A 22506-nucleotide genomic window follows, 5' to 3' on the forward strand; every position below is an offset into this window, starting at 1 on the left:
ATTATTTTGAGATCCGGCAAGAGTAGCGAATAAGAGGTGCACATAAAGATAGTGTGGCCCATTCCTACGCCGGTATAAGCCGGATCAGGTTCTAAGGGTTCGTCATAAAGACATCTCAGTTCAGTTTTACTGAACACCCCTTGGCGGTCATAATTATAAACTATCTACAATCTGATTACACGAACAGTCATACATTTTAATAACACAACATATTCTGGGTATTGAAGCTAACACCTTGAAGATAAATAAAGTGTTAGCCTTAAAAATTTTTGCCCCTACCGGTTAACTTGAGTTAGGTTAACAACACTGACGTTATCTAATTAATAAGAAAACGTTTCGCGTACGTAAATCTCAAAGCGAATTGCTTGGGTATTTGGCGCCACACCGCTCACTTGTAATTGTTGCATGCCATGTAATTTAACCGATTTCCAACTGCTTGCTTCATCTTCAACAGTCAATCCGTTAGCATCAAACCAAGTAAATTTATATTGTACCCGTAAGTCGGTACTAGATTTACTTTGAATTAATGCCGATGCTTTAAGTAAATCAGCCACCATGTGTGATGAAATATTTGTCACCTTGATATCGCTCGCAAATGAGGCGCTATCTACTCTAACCAGCCCACTAGAATCGACAGCAATTCCCGCAGTATTGTGTGCACATGCACTCAGTAACAGTGCAGAAGCGATAAAGCATAATGATGTTATTTTCATACTATAGTCCTTCTAATAAACTGGCTAAATTAATTTTGTGGAACAATAAAACTCACTATATTACTAATCCAGCAAAAAATGAGCTCGAGCTGTGGCAATAAGTTGTTTACGGTTGGTTTGCCAGCAGTTAATGCTCACGTTCGCAACTCGACGACCTTGGCGAGTAATTTTACATTCGGCAAACGTATCTTGATGTAAACCAGCACGTAAATAATCAATCGAAAAATCAACAATTTTAGGCACTTTCTTGGCTTGCATAAATACCATTAATTGCACAATTGCCGACATCTCCATAAACCCAGCAATCACTCCGCCATGTATCGCAGGTAAAATCGGGTTACCAATATTGTCATCTTTAGCGGGGAGTCTAAATACCATTTCATCGCCAAAACGGGCCACAGACATACCAATGAATTGTGAGTAAGGTACTTTCTCAAGTAGATAACTATAATCATTCAGTTCAATGGCGCGTTTAACCACATCTTGAACATCTAAACCCTTTGCTGGATCTATTTTGCTTGGCTCGCTCATGATTTAGCCCCCGGCAAATTACCCATTAACGCTTGACGAAACTCTTCACCGACCATTTCAGGACTAATGCGCATAAATGAACCCACAGCATGAGCAATAGGTTCATCAATGCTGTCTTGATAGGCAATCGCACGGGTAAAGGCAACGCTTGACGATAAACGATAGCATTCAGCAAAGGCATAAACTGATTTATGTGGCTCTGCAGGTTTCATGTAATCGACACGTAAATCCAATGTTGGAGACAATTCTAACGATTGATACTTTTTCAAAATGGCACATACCACTGCGGTGCCGCAAGCAGTATCGATCAAGGTCGTGATCACTCCACCGTGAATGACTCCGGTGTCAGGGTAACCAATAATATCTTGACTGTAAGGCAGCTCAATTAACACATGATGCTCGCTGGCTTCTTGCACCGTAAGCCCTAAACGACGACATTGAGCAAGTTGATTAACAAAACGGGTAGCAACTTCTGTTAATGGAAAAAAATCACTGTTAGTTTTCATTATCCGCGACTCAGCATTGGGCCTAATGGTTTGCCCCCTAAAAGATGCATATGAATATGATACACCTCTTGACCGCCATGCTTATTACAATTCATTATTAAGCGATAACCGTCTTCTGCAATACCCGCTTCATCAGCAAGTTTTGCCGCTACTGTTATCATTCTCCCTAATGCTTTTTCATCAGACGCTTTAACATCATTCGTTGTCGCGATTAAATGGTTAGGAATAATCAAAATATGCGTAGGAGCTTGCGGAGCAATATCCCGAAATGCGGTGACTAACTCATCTTGGTATAAAATATCCGCTGGAATTTCACGGCGGATAATTTTGCTAAATATGGTTTCTTCGGCCATTAGGAGGATCCTCATTAAATAACTGCATTGTAACTATTGATAATACTATCAAGTCTTTGATCTATCACTCCAGTAAAAACGCTTTTTATGGTTAATATTTTACCTAAAATGGGATTCGTTTGCTTAAGTGAGTCAATTTTGGCAGCATTGGTTATTATAGCTCAATCGTTTTGATTGCGACTTGCCACTCATTCGGAATTCTTTATGCATTATCATATTCATGCGGTCGACCCAAAAGCTCATTTATTTGAAGTTACCTTTACGCTAAAAAACGCCAATCCATCTCAGATTTTCTCATTACCGGCATGGTTACCTGGCAGTTACATGATCCGCGATTTTGCTAAAAACATCATTGAAATTGATGCCAAAGAGAATCAACAATCACTTTCGGTCACTCAATTAGATAAACAAACGTGGCAATTGGATAACCAAGGTAGCCACATTAGCTTGTGCTACCAAATTTATGCATGGGATTTGTCTGTTCGAACAGCGCACCTTGATACTAATCATGGTTTTTTTAATGGCAGTAGCGTGTTTCTAGCCGCTAATGGCCTTGAGTCTCAGCCACATAAGGTCACTATTGCCAAGCCTGCTCTTGCAAACTTAGCTCATTGGACGCTGGCCACCAGCATGACGAGAACAACCGGCGAGCAATTTGGTTTTGGTGATTTTAGCGCAGAAAATTATGACGATTTAATCGATCATCCAGTTGAAATGGGTGAACTCACCATCGAAACATTTTATGCGGCCGGTGTTCCACACGATATCGTTCTCAGTGGTAAACACCGAGCCAATATGGCTAGATTGGCCAATGATTTAAAAGCGATTTGCGAATATCAAATCGATTTGTTTGGCACTCCAGCACCGTTTAAGCGCTATGTATTTATGACAACGGTTTTAGATAATGGTTTTGGCGGCTTAGAGCATAAAGCATCTACTGCATTGATGTGTTCGCGTAATGACTTACCCTTGTCGCTAGATGCGCCTGTGGATAAAGGTTATTGCACTTATTTATCATTATGTAGCCACGAATACTTCCACTCATGGAATGTTAAACGGATTAAACCAGCTGAATTTACCCCATTTGATTTATCACAAGAATCATATACGTCTCAATTATGGGCGTATGAAGGCATCACATCATATTACGATGATTTAATTACTTTTAAATCACAATGTATTGATCAAGCAGGTTATCTCACCCTGCTCAGCCAAATTATGACTCGAGTATATCGAGGCCAAGGCCGTTTTAAGCAAACGTTAACGCAATCAAGCTTTAATGCGTGGACCAAATTTTATAAGCAAGATGAAAATGCCGCCAATGCCATTGTCAGTTATTACACCAAAGGGGCACTGTTTGCATTATTTTTGGATTTAACCATTCGTATTGAATCTCAAGGTAAGCACAGCCTAGATGATGTAATGCGAACGCTTTGGCAACAATACGGCTTAACTGGCATCGGAACCGATCCGTTTAGTCATCAGCGAATTGTCGAAACGATACTAAACCGCCCTTGTGATGATCTATTTGCCTATCTTAACAACTGTGATGATATTCCGCTTGAAGCTTTATTGGCTCAGGTCGGGGTGTCCATGACTCTTCGAGCAAGTGAAGGTAATACTGATTTAGGTGGCGGTGATGCTAAGGGGTATATCAATGGCTTTGGTGCTAAAACAAAGACTGAATCAATGGGTTTAAAAGTGTTAAGCGTAATCCAAAATAGTCCGGCACATCAAGCTGGCCTTAGCGCTGGAGATTTATTGATTGCAGCAGATAACTTACAAGTTACCGCACAATTTGAACAACAACTACAAAACTTACCCATTGGTGAGGTACTTACCTTACATTGGTTTAGACGTGATGAATTAATGCAAGGACAACTGCCTATTCGTGAAGCGGTTTTAGACACGGTTTCTCTTAGCATCAAGGATGCTAATAAAACAATGCTCTGGTTAGGTTGTTAACGACAAAGCCAAATAAAAAATGGGTACCAATTCAATTGATACCCATTTTTATTACATTTCAATCTTAAAAACACTAAAGATATTATATTCTCACCTCATGCATGTGAGTTTGCGCCCATGCAATTGCTTGTCCACGACTAGACACCCCAATTTTTCTAAATGCTCGGTATAAATGGGTTTTAATAGTTGATTCGCTGACAAATAGCTGATTAGCAATATCTAAATTAGTACTACCAGATAATAAAGTCTGTAATACTTCACGCTCGCGGATGGTTAACGGTTCACTGTCCTCGTCATTTTCATCGTTCAGGGCTGAACGTAATAATTCTTGAGGAATGACTCTACGACCTTTCATGATGTTATTTAAGCCAAGACTAATTTCGTTTAAGCTGCTGTCAGCATAAAATACCCCTAACGTCGTTGTGGGGTGAATAAGAAATCGAGTATCGAGTTGTTTAGGGAAATTGATAAAGACGGTATGGATAGAACAATATTCACGTTCAATAAGACGCTGTAATTGATATACCTGTTGTAAGTCAATGGTTGATAAGTCAAAAAATACTATTGAAATAGGTTCTACAGCTAACATTTTGGCCATAGAGCTTGGCTGGCTTTTAGATAATTTAGCTAAAAACTCTTGCGGCCAACGCCAATCCAATAAGTCTGTTAACAGCTGAGACCTTGATACTATCATCCAATTTACGACTTTAAACATTTCATACACTCCATGTGATTAAAATACATGACTCAATGCCAAGCCTATATTCATACATGGTAATACTAACAATCAGCACCTCATCTGCAAATAAGCCAAAAGGATAGCTATAAGAACAAAAATAGACTTTAGTACTAGTGTTTGGTAATTATCTTAATTCTGATCGATTTAACTCTATTTTAGTTAATTAGATTGAATAATGCATAAATTAGATAACATAAAATCAAAATGCTTTACTCAAGTAAGCAATTATCGTTAATCGCTTAATCAAATAAGTAAACTGGCCATCAATGCTAAAAACAGAACGATAGAAGTGATTTGCCAGAAACGAACTGGGTTACGGTTAATTAACGGAACAAAATGCTTAGCATTTCGATTTAGACTTGCCGTTGTTAATTGATGAATAAGCTCACAGGTATCAGCTTGACGTAAATTAGGTTCAATATTAAGTGCTTTTTTTAATGCCAGATCAATCCACTCTGGTACCATAGGATTTAATTTATGCACGCTAACATATTCTAACCGTAAATAATCTTGCCGATTTCGACAACGTTCCAATTTACCTTTAAAAGGTAATTCTCCTGCCAACATCTCAAAAGCAATAACTGCCAGAGAAAATAAATCGGCACGCCCATCAGCTTGATAACCAAACATCACTTCTGGAGCGGTATAATCTGCAGTACCAAGAATCCGATCACGCGCTAACGGACTGCTTATTTCCGCAATGCCCTTAATGTAACAAGAACCAAAGTCGATAATTTTTACCACTCCCTCACGCGTAATAAAAATATTATCGGGTTTTAAATCTTGATGCAGCGTTTCACGGCGATGAAATGCTCTAATGCCTAATTCGATTTGTTTGAGCAATAATAACACATCTTCCACTGGCGCTTTTTTATGCTGAGTCAGCCACTCAGCTAAACTTATTCCTGATAAGAATTCGGTTAAATAGTACAAGGCAGACTTCGTTTTCTGTTGCTCAACCACCTTGACCACATGTGCACTATTGATACGTTGTCCCGTCCAGCTTTCCAGCATGAATCGTTCAATATAGGCTGCATCGTCTAAGTAATTAACAGAAGGGGTTTTCATGCAAAAAACTTGGCCGTGCTCATTGACTACCCGATACACTTGGCTGCGCTGTGATTGATGGATGATATGGGTAACCTGATAACCATCTAGCTTCATTCCTTCACTTAACGGTGGCGGAAATGGCTGTCGAGATAAACAATGATATACATCATCGATGGCTTGTTTAGGTAATTGACTCACACTTAAAAGCTGCGCACTAAGGTTATCTCTGCTACCAGAATCAAACGCTTTTCTAATCAAAGATTGGCAAAATTGCTCACATAAGTCATCGGTTAACTGAGGATATGATTGGCAAAACTCGCTTAACTCTTGATGTATTTCAAACTCAGTAAATTGGTCATGAACCCCGTCTGTTGTCATTAAATACAGGTCACCGACTTCTACCGACAAAATTTTGTAATCAACATCTAATTTGACATCCATCCCCAATGCACGAGTAAGATATTGGTTTGATGAGCTAATGTTGGCACTATGATCATGACTTAATTGAAGTAACTCACTCTGGCGAAAACGATAAATCCGTGAATCACCTACATGAAGCATGTGCACAGAACAAGACTTAAACACCAACGCACTAAAGGTGCAAACAAAACCTCGTCTAGCATCCCGATAATCTTGCCCTAATCCATATAACCAGCGGTTTAATGCCGTTAATACTTTAGTACTCGATGTTTGTACACTCCACGTCTCTGGAGTGGAATAGTAATCCGCTAGAAAGTTACTGACACTAATGGCTGAAGCATGTGCGCCCCCCTCAGCGGTACTGACACCATCACTGATCACACTCACAACACCCTTCGACATGAGCGGTATCCCTGAAGGAATACGAATTCCTATTGCATCTTCATTTTGTAACTTGCGGCCCTTTTCGGAAGCTTGGCCAACAACAAGCTGCAATGTTGCTGCAAAAGGAAGCATATCATCACCATTATCCAGTGTTTTTTCTAACGACTTTTCAGCCATATAAGCTCTCGTTGTTTGGTTAAAAAGTTTGTTACATAAAAACTCAAACTGCATAAATATAAGCAGTTTGAGTTTTAATCACAACGTCTGTAAATATCATTTAAATCAAGTATTAACTTACGCTGATTAACGTCACTTCACCTTGTTCGTTTACTTCAGCAATATGACCTTTGGGTTCTTTCATAAAAAATAATGTCACAAAACCAAATATGGCACTCACTGCAATCACATAGAAAAACACTTGAGTAGACACTAACGAGTAAACCGTTAAGAAAAATACGGCACCAACATTACCATAAGCTCCTGTCATACCGGCTATTTGACCCGTTAAACGGCGTTTAATGAGAGGTACTGCAGCAAATACAGCACCTTCGCCACCTTGAACAAAGAACGAACAAGCCATGACAACCATTACAGCTAAAGTTAATGACCAAGATGAATCAATTTGCGCGACCGATAAATAACCGATAGCCAAACCCGCAGTGAGAATAAGCAAGGTAGTTTTACGACCAAACTTATCACTTAACCAACCACCACCAGGACGAGACATGAGGTTCATAAAGGCATAACTTGAAGCCAACATACCGGCTTGCGCCATCCCCAGTTCAAACGTTTCGGCAAAGAATAGTGGCAACATGGACACAACGGCAAGCTCAGAGCCAAACGTAGTGAAATACAATATATTCAATACAGCAACTTGCTTAAACTCATAACGTTCAAATTCTGGGACTTCAATTGAAAACAAGTGTTTGTTCACTTGATACGTTTGATAATAATCAAACACAAATACCACGACTAAACCAAGATAAATCAGATAAGTGACATCTTGAGTAAACATACTCACACCTGCAGGAGACAACTTCCAACCCAACAGGGCTAACGTCGCATACATAGGGACTTTCATAATGATCAGTAGTACAAAATCACTTTTGCTAGTCACTTCTAAGCCACCACCTTTTTTCGGCTTAAAGTAGGTTGAACCTTTTGGGGTGTCGGTAACGTTGAAGTAATACACAAACGCAAACAATAAGCTCATTAAACCGGTAATACCAATGGCATAGCGCCATCCGTCAGGGCCACCAAAAGCAAGTGCAACGGCAGGTAAACTAAAGGCTGCAGCGGCAGAACCAAAGTTACCCCAACCACCATAAATACCTTCTGCAGTACCCAACTCTTTAGCCGGGAACCATTCACTCACCATACGAATACCAACCACAAAACCGGCGCCAATAAAGCCAATCAGAAAACGTGCCAAGGCTAATTGCTCAAAGGTATCTGCCACTGCAAACATAAAACAAGGTATAGAACAAATCCCCATCAATGCTGAGTAAGTGATCCTTGGACCATATTTATCGGTAACCATGCCAATGATAATCCGTGCGGGAATGGTTAACGCCACATTGAGGATCAACAAGGTTTTAATTTGCGATTTAGTTAGCCCTAAACTGTCGGCAATCACACTGACTAACGGGGCGGCGTTAAACCACACCACAAAAGTAATAAAAAAGGCCATCCAGCTCAAATGCATTATTTTCATTTTGCCGCGAAAAGAAAACAGATTAAATTTTTCAGCACTCATATTGCCTCCTTTATGACTGAGCTAAGACAAAAACATTGCCTTGCTCAGTTTTAATGTCGAATGGTTTAGCGACTAAATCATCATTTTCAATACAACGTCCCGTATTCAAACGGTAATGTTGTTTATAGAGAGGCGAAGCAACACAAAGCTCACCGTCAATTTCACAAATCAACCCTCTGGCTAACAAGCTCACACCACTAGCAGGATCGATATTATCAAGGGCAAACAAACCGTCATTACCGAGGTTAAAAATAGCCACTGCACGACCCGCTACCCAAGCTGCTACGCCAGTGCCTTTCGGCATGTTTGCTTCGCTGCACACGTTTATCCAACTCATACTAATTCCTCCACTGCGGGTTGTTCGATATCATCTGTAATATCTTTAACGGCAATCGTTCCTGCCCCAGCATCTTTAATGCTAGGGAAACGTTGATCTCGAATACGTTGATAAGCATTAGCATCTGCTGTTGGTGCATCATTTGGGTTAACAAACTCATTAAAGCGAGCCAAAAACTCAGGTTGATCAAGACTGGTTTTCCATTCACATTGGTATGTGGCGGCAATATGATCCATCTGTTGCTCTAAGGTCGAGTTGATCCCCAAAACATCATCAATAACGACTGATTGTAAATAAGCTAGACCACCTTCTAAAGAGTCCATCCAAGTAGAAGTCCGCTGTAATTTGTCAGCGGTTTTGACATAAAACATCAAAATACGATCGATGTACTTATATAGGTCTTCGGTGGATAAATCGGTAGCAAATAAATCACCATGACGAGGACGCATGCCACCATTTCCGGCAACATACAAGTTCCAACCTTTATCGGTTGCAATAATCCCAATGTCTTTACTTTGAGCTTCTGCACACTCCCTAGTACAACCTGACACTGCAAATTTTAATTTGTGCGGACTGCGTAAGCCTTTGTAACGATTTTCTAAATCGATAGCGAAACCGACTGCATCTTGTACGCCATAACGACACCAAGTACTGCCAACACATGACTTAACTGTTCTTAGTGATTTGCCATAGGCATGGCCAGTTTCAAAACCAGCATCAATGAGTTTTTTCCAAATTTCAGGTAACTGCGATAGCGGTGCACCAAACATATCAATACGCTGTCCACCAGTTATTTTGGTATAGAGGTCATATTCCTGGGCAATTTGGCCCATAGCGATGAGTTTTGTTGGGGTTATTTCGCCACCAGCTACTCGCGGTACAATAGAATAAGTACCGTCTTTTTGGATATTGCCTAAGTAAGCATCATTGGTGTCTTGAAGTTGTACATGGCCAAGATTTTGATCCAGCACATAATGATTTTGTAGGCTGGCAAAGATAGATGCGGCTGCAGGTTTACAAATTTCACAACCATATTTGTGGCCACTGGCAGAAGGTTTGCCATGCTGAGTGATTAAGGTATTAAAATCATTAATGCTTTCCACTTGGCATAAGTGATACAAGGCTTGTCGGTCATGATCAAAATGGGCACAAATCCCAGCATTAAAATCGAGCCCTGCAGCTTGCAACGTTTGATCAATAATTTTTTGAACTAACGGCGCACAACCACCACAACCCGATGCTGCGCGAGTGCATGATTTAATCTCGGCTATTTTATGGTTACCCGCATTAACAGACTCGACGATGTCACCTTTGGTTACTTGATGACAAGAACACACAATAGAAGTGTCTTTTAAATCAGCTTCATTTTCAGCACCGGCTAGCAATAACTCAACCGCAGAACCTTCAATCTCGTCTTGAGATAAATAGGCATCGAGCAAGCGACTGTAATCGCTGTTATCACCAATTAATACCGCACCTTTTAAAAATTTACCGGTTTCGTCTAACCATAATTTTTTATAAATGCCCGCTTGGTTATCAGATAACTCAACAAACTGTGCATTATCAAAACCACGGCTAGCACCAATTGCGGCTACATCAACACCCAACAACTTCAACTTGGTGCTCATGTCTGCACCCGTAAATGACTGTGAAACAGTATTTGATCCTAATGAGGCAATATGGGAAGCCACAACACGGGCCATTTGATAACCTGGAGCCACTAAACCAAATATTTTTTGCTGCCATAATGCACATTCACCAATAGCATAGACATCTGGCGCAGAGGTTAAGCAGTAATCATCAATTTCAATACCGCCACGTTCACCAATATTGATATTTGAAACACGTGCTAATGAATCTTGTGGACGAATACCGGCAGAAAAGACAATCATGTCAGTTTCAAGATAAGATTCATCATTAAAGGTCATTCTATGTAATGCCGTTTCACCGTCGATAATCGCGGTGGTGGCTTTTGATGTATGAACACTCACGCCGAGTTGTTCAATTTTACTACACAACAAATCACCCGCTTTGTCATTTAGCTGAACGGGCATCAATTGTGGCGCAAACTCAACAACATGGGTTTTCACTCCGAGTTGTTTCATGGCATTAGCGGCCTCTAACCCTAATAATCCACCACCAACAACAACCCCAACTTTGCTGTTTTGCGCAGCAGCTTGAATGGCCTCAAGATCTTCAATGGTGCGATAGACTAGACATTGAGCGCGATCGTTACCTTGAATCGGAGGCACAAACGGAAATGATCCTGTAGACAGTACGAGTCGATCATAATGGTAATTATCACCTTGGGCACTCGTGACCGTTTTAGCCGCTATATCAATTGCGGTTATAGGGGTGTTTAAGTGAAGCGAAATGCCCCAGTCTTGATAGTCTTGTGCACTGGTTAACATTAATGGATCGGCACTACCGGTCTCAAAATATTTTGACAATTGCACTCGGTCATAGGCTGGACGAGGCTCTTCTCCAAACACATGTACATCAAACGTTTTATTAAGCCCTAAACTACACAATTGCTCAATAAAGTGATGACCTACCATGCCATTACCGACGACCACTAATTTGGGTTTTGAGACTGCCATATCCTACTCCTTCATGCCACGGACTGTAAAAAAACAAAATGGCGCCAACTCCGCTTAAAGAGTTGGCGCCATTGCCAGTTACAATCCCGATTTTTTAAATTTTACTGTTTGAACATAAATGGTTTAAAACCATTATCGACATTCAGTATCATACTGTGATGTTGCAGGCTTTATGCCAACAAATAAAAAACTATAATTGATTGATTTACCTTAAATTAAAACTTAACAACCTTTACGTTGTGACGATAACTTGTCCACTTTAGGGATAATCGCACCAACATGAGGCGCACCATTATTGCTCACAGCTAAAGTCTCTGGTGCCAACGGACTTTTTTGCGGTCTGGCCACGGCAATAATTTGTGCCGACATTTGTGCCAAAGACAACCCTTTTTGCATCGCTTGTTGTTGAATAATCTGATGTGCTTTAGCTTCATCAAATCCTTGCGCCATGACAATTAATTTTGCCTGACTGAGCAGTTTTATACTGCGAATTTCATCATCCAATTTCTTAAATTCAGCTAAGGTTTTACTGGCAGCATCAAAACGCGCTTGGGCCAAACTTATCACGCTGGTTAATCGATTTACCGTTAACATCTCTGGGATAAAAGTAATGCGGCCACAATCAAGTAAATCGGTTAACGCTGTCTGCTGCCAGGTTTTGGCATTGACAACTATCACCATAGGCTTACTTGTTAATGTACGTTGAATTAGCCCTTGGATTTGACCGTGTAATGTGTCAGTTAATACCAATAAGGTATCAAATGTTTGTTGATGTAATCGTTGCTCAACTTGGCTCACAGAAGTCAGCACAGTGACATGTCCAAATGCCGCCATACAAGCTTGATACTGCACCACATCACAATCGACTACAGGCACGGCAGAAAAACTCGGATCACAAAATATTAAACTGCGCATAAAAACTCCCTGCTCCGCCATTGTTTTAGTGGACTATCTGTTGTATTAAAACGGTTTTCCCAACATTTCAGGCTTAAATCAACTGCTTGTTCTGCTGTAATAATTGCAGTTGTATTGGGTTCTGTCATAGCTGATTTACGACTCACTAATAGCAACACAGTAGCCAAAGTGGCCGTAATACTGCTAAGCGCTTGCTCAATCATGGTGCGCGACATTAATGCTGTTAGTTCACTGCTTACAAATGGCTGCTTCTCGCCCCACAACAGCGCAAGAATCTCGCTCGACAATTCTGCTTGACCCACTTTTGCACCAGAAAAGCCTTCTAATAACGTAGGAATAGATAAGCTCGATACCGCTATATTATCTGTCTGTCCGTTGACGACAGTTATCGTAGTCGACACTCTTGGATTACATTCTGTTTCGCCTTGTAAACCTTTAAAAATAGCAATACTGCCATCATGATATTCACCGTTTGCAAATAACACCTCACAAATACCTTGGTGCAAATTATCTAACCCTGGATGAAAATAACTGCGCAGACTTATCGGCGCATTTGCAGGATTGATACAACGCACTGCAGTTTGAATTAAACTGCGTAATCCTAATTCTTGATGTAATTGACGACACTCATCTAACACGGGGGCTAAGTCACCTGCGCGTACATAAACAATGTTATCTGATTGCAATGCCGCATTAGCGCTTTTTGGGGTAGTACAACAAGCAATATTTACCGCACTTAAGCAAGATTCAACATGGCGGCGATGTGGTAACGCTAGGCTGTCGCCGTGCAACATGACACGAATACCTTGGCTAGCTAATAATTTAGCCACCAACAATAACCAAGGTAACTGCTCACGCTTACCCGCATACACAGGCCAATCAATGTCAACAGCTAATGAACGCCAATCATGGTCTAACGTATGGCGTAAACCAGCCACCATTCCAGCGACTTCTTCTGTCGTTTCACCACGAACGCGCATTAACATCATGGCACTCGCCATCTGTACCCGAGTCGCTTTCCCTTTCGAAAAACCTTCAAGCAATAAGCTGGCCTCAGCAAAAGTTAATGCCCGCGAGCCTTTCTCACCCTTACCCAAGGCTTTTATCAATAACCGAAAATCAAACTCATCGACTGATGTCAGGGTTAACTCGCCAATTTTAGGCATAAAGTGCCTCATACTCATCAGCTGGCTGTGGTGAAGCAAAATCAATATCGTCGAGTAAAGCACCAAGCTGTTGCCCGACACTCACCACTTCACCAATAATGATTAATGTTGGTCCAGAGTCTTTAATGGTTAACGCGGCATCAGACATAGAGTCTACGGTTGCATAAGTAACAATTTGGTTTGCTCTACCGCCATTGGTAACGAATGCCACCGGCAAATCAGCTGCGCATAGTGTATCGAGTAGCCCAATAGAGATTCTTGCGGCTTGTTCTTTACCCATATAAAATACTAATGTCGATTGTGCCGCTAATAATGCCTGCCACTGCGTAGGCGCATTTACATTATCGACATCGGTCATCTTAGTGCCAGTTATCAAGGTTACGCTGCGCGCCATACCACGAAAAGTCAATGGAATACCTGTACTTGATGCACAACCTAACGCCGCGGTAACACCGGCAATAAACTGTGACCGGATCCCCTGCTGTGCCAAGTAAAGCGCCTCTTCAGAACCTCGGCCAAAAATATGTGGGTCTCCGCCTTTTAAACGTACTACTTTTAATCCTTGCTGAGCCAAACTCAGTAATAATGTATTAATATCTTCTTGCTTAACACTTGGCTGGCCGCAACGTTTACCAACAAAGTGGCGCTGACAAGATGGCGTCACCAACGTTAAAATATCGCTGCTCACAAGGCTATCAAACACTAATGCATCTGCTTGGGCGACAATTCGAGCAGCTTTAATGGTCATCAAATCCAACTGACCACAACCAGCGCCAACAATGGCGACTTCGCCAGCTTGCAGTTCACGGGTATGTAATCCATCAGTAATACTGCCTAAAGAGTTAATTGGCTGATGACCTTTTATCATTGCGTCTACGCTATTCATTAGGCAACTTCCTCTTCTACTGCATGTTGATGTTCAATTTCTGTGTACGATAATGCATCCAGCCAACTTTGCTTGGCACACTGCTTTACTTCACTGTTACAACTACCACAATGACGCCCGCAACCTAATAATGATTGAGTGTTGTCTAATGCCTGTTCAAAACTGATGTTAGCGACACCATCACTCATCACTTGATCATTAAATTGGTTATTCATTTCGGCGCTAATCTTCGCTTCGGTTACACCAGTACAAGCACACACTAATGGGCTGTTGCCCGCCTTTATTTGTTGATGTAATTGCTTAATGAGCTGGTTATCTAAAGGTTTACCAATAAACGCATTCATTTGGGTTAACGCGACATTCACTTTAGTGTCAGATAACAACTTTAGTGCTTTCAGTAACCCTTTCTCCATATTGCATTGGATATATAAAGGCTGGCCATCTATCGTTAAGGTCCATTTTAGTGAATGGGCTGTCGCTTGGTAGGCAAAACCGTCGTCGATATCTGTAAAACCAATGTGATGACACACTCCGTTCTCCAGCGTTTGTGTTACTTGCCAACATAGCCCGTGAGCAGAAGAGTCGTGTTGACCAAAAACCACACCTTGCAGAGCCAGTTCAACAGGACTTAATGTCACTGGTTGACACTTAAACCCTGGTTGTTTTGATATTGGATCGACACGTGCATCTAATGCCTGATTCACTCCTTTGGTCAGCGAAAACTGTGCAGACCAATGCATCGACATCAAAGCCATATTTGTCGGTATTTCATCATCGACAACGGCGCGAGCGACCGTGAATGAAGGTTGGATAATGAAATCAGGGTTAGTGAGCTCAGCAGAGTATTGTTTAATTTGATTTTGAATGGCTTCAATTCGGACCAAGCCACCTTCTGTTAAAGAAAATGTGCTGAGTTGTGATGAATGGATGAGAACAACAGGTTCTGGAATACTAGCTCGTAAGCTAGCAATATGCCCAGTGCGAGTCATGGTATGCCACTGATCCCGACTGCGGCCGCTATTAAGTAACAGTGTGTTACTCGGTAACAATTGCTGCGAAATATTAGCGGCTGGCGCAACAAACTGAGCTTTACCCGTTGCGGTAGCAAATACACCATCACTGAAAACACGCACGTTTTGTTGACCAATTTGAGCCGACAAAGCAATAGGCCATTGAGTTGGTGCTAATGCATCATATTGTGCTTTGGATAAATCTGTTAGCCCAGTAAGATCAAACATCTTAGTCGGAAAAACCTGTTTAACCTTAGCTGATAATGCTGCAAACTCGCTAAATACACTAACGTTGTCATCAAAATTAAAGCCATCAAAGCCCATTTTTTTCGCTACCTGACTAAGCGCCCACCAATCAGGTTTAGCTTGTCCTTTGGCTGTGATAAAGCCACGCTGGCGGGTAATAGTACGCTCACTATTTGTGACGGTACCGCATTTTTCCGACCAGCCTTGAGCAGGAAGTAATACATCAGCAAGCTTGGCTGTATCTGAGTCTGGGCTGATTTCAGACACCACCACAAAAGGACAATCGGCTAATGCTTGTGCTATTTTTTCACTGTTGGGCAAAGACACCACAGGATTGGTACCCATAATCCAAATAGCTTTGATTTTACCTTCGGCAAGGGCATCAAACATCTCAACCGCAGCTAACCCTTTCTGATCTGCTACTCTGTCAGTTTGCCAAAAATCAGCTAGTAACTGCTGCTCCGGTTGTGAAAATCCCATATGACACGCTAACTGAGTCGCTAAGCCTCCTACCTCACGGCCGCCCATAGCATTAGGCTGCCCTGTTAACGAAAAGAATCCACAACCAGTTTGACCAATGTGCCCTAGCGCAAGGTGGCAATTAATCATCGCATTCGTCACATCGGTACCGATGGTTGATTGATTAACCCCCTGACAAGATGCCGTAAGCACTTTATTGTTATTGACGACTAATTGATAAAAATCTGTAAGCTGGGTGACTGAAACACCGACTTCAATGGCAAGTTGGGTTAAATTGGCGCTTAATTGTTGCGCCTGGGAAACCACAGTATCAAAGCCTTCTGTGTGTGCAGCAATGTATGCGTGGTCAACACTATTTTGATCTGCTAGATAACCGAGTAAACCATGAAAAAGCGCTAAGTCAGCACCCGGTTTAATGGCTAAATGTAAGTCAGCTTGTTTTGCGGTGGCGGTTGATAAAGGGTCGATAACCACTAAATGCGCGTTGTTGGCTTTTTTCGCAGTTAATATCCGTTGAAAAAGCACTGGATGAGTCCAAGCTGTATTAGCACCGACTAGCACTATGACCTCTGCTTGTTCTAAGTCATCATAACAACCTGGCACCACATCTTCACCAAAAGCGCGCTGCATAGCACTAACCGCTGACGACATACATAAACGCGAGTTAGTATCAATATTGGCAGTTTGTAAAAAACCTTTAGCAAACTTGTTTGCTACATAATAATCTTCAGTGAGTAATTGCCCTGATAAGTAAAGTGCAACGGAATCTGGACCATGTTCCGCAATGGTTTGCGCAAACGTGTCTGCAATCAAGGTGCTCGCATTGTCCCAATCAAGTGGTTTACCTGAACGAAGTTTAGGATAACGAAGCACATTGGGTTGAGCTAAACTGTCGAGTAAACGCTCTCCTTTTGCACATAAATGCCCTTGATTAGCAGGATGATTACTATCACCCATTAATGATACATCGGCCACATCGACATCAACCCAATCGGCTTTAGTCGAAGACACGCTAACACCGCACCCGACACCACAATAAGCACAACTAGACTGGATTGTTGACATACATCTACCCTTTCACATTAACGATTTCATGATTAAATGACTGCGAAAGCCGTGCCAAAAAGTTAACATGCTGATTTACAATAGAAATAGAAATTCAGTTAAGTTTATTACATCAACATTTGCGCAACAAAAGTGCATGCCTGCGCACTTTTGTTGCGCATCTAGTTGAAATTAAAAGAATTTTAATACCTATAAAGAGGTATGCGAATATATATTGAGTAATATAAATGAGTGTTTAACTCACCGTCTTTCATCCTTTAATTAAACATTTTTTTAAAAGGAATGATGATTTTTCCAAATTATACGAGGTTAAAACTGAATGAGTTGATACATGCTGAATGAGAATTTTAGGCAATACATTAGGGAATAACGTTCTAATTAACGCAAGTAAATTGAAAATTGATGAATAAGTTTGTTTATGAAGTTTTTCTATCGAAGAGTTCTTTGTGCGTATATACCATTACCACTAACAAGCGAGAATAAATTAATCTTATTAGTACAAAAGTATTGGATGTCTACTTCATTATTATACCGTTAAAAACAAAATACCGACATAATGTCGGTATTTTTCAGCTACTAATTTTAAACGACTAAAATAGCTTATTTAGCAACGCGGCCATCATCATGACAAGTATCACAAGTTGGCATTTCGCCTACTTTGATTTCATGTGGTGCATGACAATCTGCACACATTAAAATACCATCATGTGGCTTGTGGTTTTCATCCATTTCGGCTAATGAACCATGACAACTTTGACATTGCTCAAATTCATATGCACCATCTTTTGATGGCTCACCATCTGCGTGACAAGTTTCACAGCCACCCATTTCAACGTGAAACTCTGCGAGGGTTTCATCAGCAGCAAATGATGCAGAAGACATCATCATTACCGCAAAACCGGCCGCAAACAATGCGCTTAGTAATTTATTGCTCACTATTCATTCCTCCAATTTAGTATGTGCCCGCATTCTTTTTATCTGATACGGATCACCACACTACAACACGACACTTTACTTGAGAGTTTACTCAACAACGTTATATACAAAACAATCTAAAATTGATTGGCAATGTAAACTTAGTTAATTAGTCCACTTTAAGCAAAATTAATTTATATCAAATAATAATAGCAGTGTTAATACTTTGAATATGTGCGCTACATCATGTAAATCGATGGTTTTTAGCTAACAAACCACTTACCAACAAAAAGTACTAATTTAGCAAAATCTAACCAGAAACAGAAAAATACCCATAAAAAGCCAGTTACTCACATAACCGGCTTGTTTAAAAAGTATCGAGCGATTCTAGAATGGAACGACAAAAGTATTAATCGATATTAACTGCGCGACTTTTCTAAACGGGCAAGTAAACTAGAGGTATCCCAACGATTACCTTTCATCGCCTGTACTTCTGAATAGAACTGATCAACTAGCGCTGTGACAGGTAAATGACTACCATTTTGACGAGCTTCATCTAACGCTATACCTAAATCTTTACGCATCCAGTCGATAGCAAAACCAAAATCATATTGACCTTGCCACATAGTCTGATAACGGTTCTCCATCTGCCAACTTTGTGCCGCACCTTTACTGATAACTTCAATCACTTTCAAGCCATCCAAACCAGCACTTTTGGCAAAATGAAGCCCTTCCGCTAAGCCTTGAACCACACCAGCAATACAAATTTGATTAACCATTTTAGTTAACTGTCCAGAACCAACAGGCCCTAACAATTCTGCACAACGGCTATAAGCAGCGATAACAGGTTTAACCACATCAAAGTGAGTTTGTTCCCCCCCCATCATCACGGTTAATACACCATTTTCGGCACCCGCTTGACCACCTGAAACTGGGGCATCCAAAAATCCGATATTAAGTGGTTCAATTTGCGCGGCAATTTCACGAGCGACATCTGCAGACGCCGTAGTATGATCAACTAAAATAGCGCCAGAATGCATACCATGAACAGCACCTTGCTCACCCAATACTACCTGGCGTAGGTCATCATCATTACCGACACAAATAAAAACAATGTCTTGACCTTGAGCTGCATCTTTAGGTGTATCAGCAGACTTACCACCATACTGTGCTACCCACTTTTTCGCTTTCGCGCTGGTACGGTTATACACTGTGACGTCATGACCCTGCTGAGTTAAATGCCCCGCCATTGGGAACCCCATAACGCCTAATCCAATAAATGCTACCTTAGCCATACTTTCCCCTTATTTATTCAACTGAAGGTTTAACGTGAGCTTCCATTTCTGCCCCAATGCGTTTACGCATATCCATTAAACGTAAAGCGGCGTCACGTAGACGAATATCATCGGCAGTTTGTGGGATCCACTCAGGAACTGGAGTCGGTTCCCCTTCATCGTCGACAGCTACCATGATCACAATACAATGCGTGGTTAAATAACGTGCTGACTCTTTAGGATCGCCCGCCTTCACGTCTATGGCAATGTGCATGGATGTCGTACCAGTATAAATGACTTTACCAGTCACTTCGACGATATTCCCCACATGAATAGGCTTAACAAAGCGGATGCCACCTGCATAAACTGTAATACAATACTTACCACTCCAGCCAGCGGCGGCTGCATAAGCAGCCAAATCGATCCATTTCATTACTGCGCCGCCATGCACTTTACCGCCGAAATTTACATCTGCGGGCTCAGCTAAAAAACGTAATGTAATCTGCCTATCTTGTCCGGCCATACAGCCTCCTAGTCATCGCAAGATATATCGAAACTTAACGATACACTTTGTATTAATACCAATCATTAAAAGAGATAAAAAAAGCGCCATCGGCGCTTTTTTTGAGCAAATAATATTAATCCATTCTTTTGAATAATAATGAACCGTTTGTACCACCGAAACCAAATGAATTACATAAGGCATAATCAAATTGATGACGGCGAGATGTGTGGGCAACAAAATCTAAGTCGCAACCTTCATCTGGGTTATCTAAGTTGATTGTTGGCGGTACGTGTTGATCGCGTAATGCAAGCAGAGTAATAATGGCTTCAACTGCGCCAGCTGCGCCCAACAAATGCCCCGTCATTGATTTAGTCGAACTCACCAATACCTCGTAGGCATGTGGTCCAAATACCGATTTAACGGCAGCCGTTTCGGCTTTATCACCAGCGTTAGTTGAGGTGCCATGGGCATTAATATAACCCACAAGCTCTTTCTCTATTTGGGCATCATTAATGGCATTAACCATCGCAGCCGCTGCGCCTGCACCGTCACTTGGAGGTGATGTCATGTGGAATGCATCGCCACTCATACCAAAACCAACTAACTCACCGTAAATTTTAGCACCACGCGCTTTAGCTCGCTCATACTCTTCCATAACAATAACACCTGCGCCATCACCAATAACAAAGCCATCACGGTCTTTATCCCAAGGACGACTTGCTGCAGTGGGATCGTCATTACGCGTCGATAATGCTTTAGCGGCACTAAAACCAGCAACACCTAGTGGGCTAGTCACATCTTCAGCGCCACCTGCGACCATGACATCGGCATCACCATAGGCAATGGTGCGTGCTGCAAAACCGATATTATGTACGCCCGTAGTACACGCAGTGGTAACCGCAAAGTTGGGGCCTGTCATACCATACATAATCGACAAATGGCCTGCGATCATATTGATAATAGTACTTGGCACAAAAAAGGGTGACACTTTGCGTGGTCCGCCGTTTAATAATGCTGAATGGCCTTGCTCGATTAACCACATTCCGCCCATACCCGCGCCAATAGCGGTACCGATGCGAGCGGGGTTTTCTTGGCTCATATCTAAGCCTGAATCTTTAACGGCTTGAATACCCGCCGCCATGCCATATTGGATAAACAAATCCATTTTACGGGCATCTTTTTTGCTTAGGTATTGTTCGACGTCAAAATCTTTCACTGAACCACTAAAACGAGTGCCATACTCACTCGCATCAAACTTAGTAATGGGAGTAATACCACTCTTACCAGCCAGTAAGGCATTCCAAGTAGACTCGACATCATTACCCACAGGAGTCACAAGACCAAGACCTGTGATGACGACACGACGTTTAGACATGATATTCACCTTTAAATAAAATCTGCCACGATGCCATTTATTGCGATATAGCTAAAGAAAGTTAAGGAAGGATGTTCTCTTGCAATTAAATGAAACGAGCGTTTACAAATGTTTTAAACAAAAAAAGGCGGCATAAATGCCGCCTTTTTTTGTGAATTCTTGATTACTGATTTTTAGAAACGTAATCGATCGCTGCTTGAACAGTAGTGATCTTTTCAGCTTCTTCGTCAGGGATCTCGGTATCAAACTCTTCTTCTAGAGCCATAACCAATTCAACAGTGTCTAGAGAATCGGCACCTAAATCGTCTACAAAAGAAGCAGCTGATTTAACGTCTTCTTCTTTAACGCCAAGTTGCTCAATGATGATTTTCTTTACACGTTCTTCGATGTTGCTCATTAGTTTTCTTTCCTATTCAAATTACGCACTTGCGTAAGATTGCGAGTAGTTTATTCGAATTAGATAACAATGCAAGCTTAGATTTTGTGGTCTAACCACAAAAATTAACATTGAATTGTCACTAACACTGACTCAAATGAAGGTAGTTGCCTACCCATCGCTCTTAAACCATGTACATACCGCCATTCACATGCAAGGTTTCGCCTGTGATGTAAGCAGCTGAATCCGAGGCCAAAAACAATACTGCATTGGCAATTTCTTGTGCTTGCCCTAATCGTTCCATCGGAACTTGCGACATAATAGCTTGTTGCTGCTCATCTGTCAGCTCATCTGTCATATCGGTCTGAATAAATCCAGGTGCGATAGCATTCACTGTTATTTGACGAGATGCAACCTCTCTTGCAAGAGATTTTGTAAATCCAATCAAACCAGCTTTAGCCGCCGAGTAATTTACTTGGCCGGCATTGCCCATTGTACCAACAACTGAACCGATACTGATAATTCGTCCGAAACGTTTTTTCATCATAGATCGCATTACTGGTTTAGACAATTTAAATAATGATGTCAAATTAGTGTCAATAATATCTTGCCATTCATCATCTTTCATCCGCATTAATAAATTATCACGGGTAATACCAGCATTGTTGACAAGAATATCAACATCACCAGCCTTTTCTTTGATCTGGCTATATAAATCAGCCACTGACTGAGAATCGGTGACATTTAACACCATCCCAAAGCCTTTGTCACCTAAGTATGCTTGAATCGCTGCAGCGCCTTTCTCACTGGTTGCGGTACCAATAACTAATGCCCCAGCTTGAACTAATGATTCAGCAATTGCACGACCAATACCGCGACTGGCTCCTGTGACTAAGGCAATTTTACCCTCTAAACTAATGCTAAAGCTCATATCAACTC

20 protein-coding genes and 1 riboswitch are annotated in these 22506 nt (G+C 41.4%); of the genes, 1 reads left to right on the forward strand and 19 read right to left on the reverse strand.

Translation table 11 applies throughout. From position 1 onward, the window contains the following. Positions 1-44: 44 nt before the first annotated feature. Positions 45-151, reverse strand: a riboswitch (TPP riboswitch). A gap of 169 nt (positions 152-320) precedes the next feature. From FH971_RS11975 to hinT, 4 genes are all read right to left on the reverse strand, one after another. Beyond that, positions 321-713, reverse strand: a complete 393-nt coding sequence (locus tag FH971_RS11975) for a YcfL family putative periplasmic lipoprotein (protein ID WP_137226800.1) — start codon at positions 711-713, stop codon at positions 321-323. A 63-nt stretch (positions 714-776) separates the two neighbouring features. Beyond that, a complete protein-coding gene (locus FH971_RS11980; protein ID WP_140234447.1) occupies positions 777-1244 on the reverse strand; it encodes a PaaI family thioesterase in 468 nt (155 codons plus the stop codon). Next, positions 1241-1750 carry a PaaI family thioesterase gene (locus FH971_RS11985; protein WP_137226798.1) on the reverse strand — a complete coding sequence of 170 codons (510 nt, stop codon included), beginning with the start codon at positions 1748-1750 and terminating at the stop codon, positions 1241-1243. The genes FH971_RS11980 and FH971_RS11985 overlap by 4 nt, the downstream gene beginning before the upstream one ends. Next, the gene (gene hinT / locus FH971_RS11990; RefSeq protein WP_137226797.1) at positions 1750-2103 is read right to left on the reverse strand and encodes a purine nucleoside phosphoramidase; all 354 of its coding nucleotides are present in this window, start codon (positions 2101-2103) and stop codon (positions 1750-1752) included. The genes FH971_RS11985 and hinT overlap by 1 nt, the downstream gene beginning before the upstream one ends. 204 nt (positions 2104-2307) lie before the next feature. Here hinT and FH971_RS11995 point away from each other — a divergent pair, with 204 nt between their 5' ends. Beyond that, positions 2308-4068: a M61 family metallopeptidase gene (locus FH971_RS11995; RefSeq protein WP_140234448.1), complete on the forward strand. Its 1761-nt coding sequence runs from the start codon at positions 2308-2310 to the stop codon at positions 4066-4068. An 82-nt stretch (positions 4069-4150) separates the two neighbouring features. On the opposite strand, the gene FH971_RS12000 is transcribed toward FH971_RS11995, so the two are convergent. From FH971_RS12000 to fabG, 15 genes are all read right to left on the reverse strand, one after another. Beyond that, on the reverse strand, positions 4151-4783 hold the full coding sequence (locus tag FH971_RS12000; protein ID WP_137226795.1) for a LuxR C-terminal-related transcriptional regulator: 633 nt from the start codon (positions 4781-4783) through the stop codon (positions 4151-4153). Positions 4784-5050: 267 nt separating this feature from the next. Continuing rightward, a complete protein-coding gene (locus FH971_RS12005; protein WP_240778295.1) occupies positions 5051-6838 on the reverse strand; it encodes a bifunctional protein-serine/threonine kinase/phosphatase in 1788 nt (595 codons plus the stop codon). Positions 6839-6950: 112 nt separating this feature from the next. Beyond that, entirely contained in the window at positions 6951-8417 is a 1467-nt protein-coding gene (locus FH971_RS12010; protein WP_140234449.1) for a NarK family nitrate/nitrite MFS transporter, read from the reverse strand. A gap of 10 nt (positions 8418-8427) precedes the next feature. Further along, complete coding sequence (gene nirD / locus FH971_RS12015; protein WP_140234450.1) at positions 8428-8754, reverse strand: nitrite reductase small subunit NirD; 327 nt, start codon at positions 8752-8754, stop codon at positions 8428-8430. Beyond that, entirely contained in the window at positions 8751-11354 is a 2604-nt protein-coding gene (gene nirB / locus FH971_RS12020; protein ID WP_140234451.1) for a nitrite reductase large subunit NirB, read from the reverse strand. The genes nirD and nirB overlap by 4 nt, the downstream gene beginning before the upstream one ends. A gap of 222 nt (positions 11355-11576) precedes the next feature. Next, the gene (locus FH971_RS12025; RefSeq protein WP_167496013.1) at positions 11577-12269 is read right to left on the reverse strand and encodes an ANTAR domain-containing response regulator; all 693 of its coding nucleotides are present in this window, start codon (positions 12267-12269) and stop codon (positions 11577-11579) included. After that, a complete protein-coding gene (locus tag FH971_RS12030) occupies positions 12257-13435 on the reverse strand; it encodes a glycosyl transferase (RefSeq protein WP_167496014.1) in 1179 nt (392 codons plus the stop codon). Before FH971_RS12030 ends, FH971_RS12025 begins: the two co-directional genes overlap by 13 nt. Continuing rightward, positions 13428-14321, reverse strand: coding sequence for a uroporphyrinogen-III C-methyltransferase (gene cobA / locus FH971_RS12035; protein ID WP_137226789.1), 894 nt, complete (start codon positions 14319-14321; stop codon positions 13428-13430). The genes FH971_RS12030 and cobA overlap by 8 nt, the downstream gene beginning before the upstream one ends. Continuing rightward, entirely contained in the window at positions 14321-17122 is a 2802-nt protein-coding gene (locus tag FH971_RS12040) for a nitrate reductase (protein WP_140234453.1), read from the reverse strand. The genes cobA and FH971_RS12040 overlap by 1 nt, the downstream gene beginning before the upstream one ends. A gap of 600 nt (positions 17123-17722) precedes the next feature. Then, the gene (gene cctA / locus FH971_RS12045; protein ID WP_137226787.1) at positions 17723-18058 is read right to left on the reverse strand and encodes a tetraheme c-type cytochrome CctA; all 336 of its coding nucleotides are present in this window, start codon (positions 18056-18058) and stop codon (positions 17723-17725) included. A gap of 398 nt (positions 18059-18456) precedes the next feature. Continuing rightward, positions 18457-19332: an NAD(P)-dependent oxidoreductase gene (locus FH971_RS12050; RefSeq protein WP_137226786.1), complete on the reverse strand. Its 876-nt coding sequence runs from the start codon at positions 19330-19332 to the stop codon at positions 18457-18459. A 13-nt stretch (positions 19333-19345) separates the two neighbouring features. Next, complete coding sequence (locus FH971_RS12055; RefSeq protein ID WP_137226785.1) at positions 19346-19834, reverse strand: acyl-CoA thioesterase; 489 nt, start codon at positions 19832-19834, stop codon at positions 19346-19348. 115 nt (positions 19835-19949) lie between these two features. Continuing rightward, positions 19950-21191 (reverse strand): beta-ketoacyl-ACP synthase II, encoded by a 1242-nt coding sequence (fabF, locus tag FH971_RS12060; RefSeq protein ID WP_140234454.1) that lies wholly within the window; start codon positions 21189-21191, stop codon positions 19950-19952. A 163-nt stretch (positions 21192-21354) separates the two neighbouring features. Further along, positions 21355-21588 (reverse strand): acyl carrier protein, encoded by a 234-nt coding sequence (gene acpP / locus FH971_RS12065; protein WP_011496723.1) that lies wholly within the window; start codon positions 21586-21588, stop codon positions 21355-21357. Positions 21589-21751: 163 nt separating this feature from the next. After that, a complete protein-coding gene (gene fabG / locus FH971_RS12070) occupies positions 21752-22498 on the reverse strand; it encodes a 3-oxoacyl-ACP reductase FabG (protein ID WP_137226783.1) in 747 nt (248 codons plus the stop codon). Between the last annotated feature and the right edge of the window lie 8 nt (positions 22499-22506).

Origin of the sequence: Shewanella polaris (assembly GCF_006385555.1) — a bacterium.
Lineage (GTDB): Bacteria > Pseudomonadota > Gammaproteobacteria > Enterobacterales > Shewanellaceae > Shewanella > Shewanella polaris.

Bases quoted from the DNA above. Each gene is read 5' to 3' on its own strand.
- FH971_RS11975 (WP_137226800.1), bottom strand. From the start codon at position 713: ATGAAAATAACATCATTATGCTTTATCGCTTCTGCACTGTTACTGAGT.
- FH971_RS11980 (WP_140234447.1), bottom strand. From the start codon at position 1,244: ATGAGCGAGCCAAGCAAAATAGATCCAGCAAAGGGTTTAGATGTTCAA.
- FH971_RS11985 (WP_137226798.1), bottom strand. From the start codon at position 1,750: ATGAAAACTAACAGTGATTTTTTTCCATTAACAGAAGTTGCTACCCGT.
- hinT (WP_137226797.1), bottom strand. From the start codon at position 2,103: ATGGCCGAAGAAACCATATTTAGCAAAATTATCCGCCGTGAAATTCCA.
- FH971_RS11995 (WP_140234448.1), top strand. From the start codon at position 2,308: ATGCATTATCATATTCATGCGGTCGACCCAAAAGCTCATTTATTTGAA.
- FH971_RS12000 (WP_137226795.1), bottom strand. From the start codon at position 4,783: ATGTTTAAAGTCGTAAATTGGATGATAGTATCAAGGTCTCAGCTGTTA.
- FH971_RS12005 (WP_240778295.1), bottom strand. From the start codon at position 6,838: ATGGCTGAAAAGTCGTTAGAAAAAACACTGGATAATGGTGATGATATG.
- FH971_RS12010 (WP_140234449.1), bottom strand. From the start codon at position 8,417: ATGAGTGCTGAAAAATTTAATCTGTTTTCTTTTCGCGGCAAAATGAAA.
- nirD (WP_140234450.1), bottom strand. From the start codon at position 8,754: ATGAGTTGGATAAACGTGTGCAGCGAAGCAAACATGCCGAAAGGCACT.
- nirB (WP_140234451.1), bottom strand. From the start codon at position 11,354: ATGGCAGTCTCAAAACCCAAATTAGTGGTCGTCGGTAATGGCATGGTA.
- FH971_RS12025 (WP_167496013.1), bottom strand. From the start codon at position 12,269: ATGCGCAGTTTAATATTTTGTGATCCGAGTTTTTCTGCCGTGCCTGTA.
- FH971_RS12030 (WP_167496014.1), bottom strand. From the start codon at position 13,435: ATGCCTAAAATTGGCGAGTTAACCCTGACATCAGTCGATGAGTTTGAT.
- cobA (WP_137226789.1), bottom strand. From the start codon at position 14,321: ATGAATAGCGTAGACGCAATGATAAAAGGTCATCAGCCAATTAACTCT.
- FH971_RS12040 (WP_140234453.1), bottom strand. From the start codon at position 17,122: ATGTCAACAATCCAGTCTAGTTGTGCTTATTGTGGTGTCGGGTGCGGT.
- FH971_RS12050 (WP_137226786.1), bottom strand. From the start codon at position 19,332: ATGGCTAAGGTAGCATTTATTGGATTAGGCGTTATGGGGTTCCCAATG.
- FH971_RS12055 (WP_137226785.1), bottom strand. From the start codon at position 19,834: ATGGCCGGACAAGATAGGCAGATTACATTACGTTTTTTAGCTGAGCCC.
- fabF (WP_140234454.1), bottom strand. From the start codon at position 21,191: ATGTCTAAACGTCGTGTCGTCATCACAGGTCTTGGTCTTGTGACTCCT.
- acpP (WP_011496723.1), bottom strand. From the start codon at position 21,588: ATGAGCAACATCGAAGAACGTGTAAAGAAAATCATCATTGAGCAACTT.
- fabG (WP_137226783.1), bottom strand. From the start codon at position 22,498: ATGAGCTTTAGCATTAGTTTAGAGGGTAAAATTGCCTTAGTCACAGGA.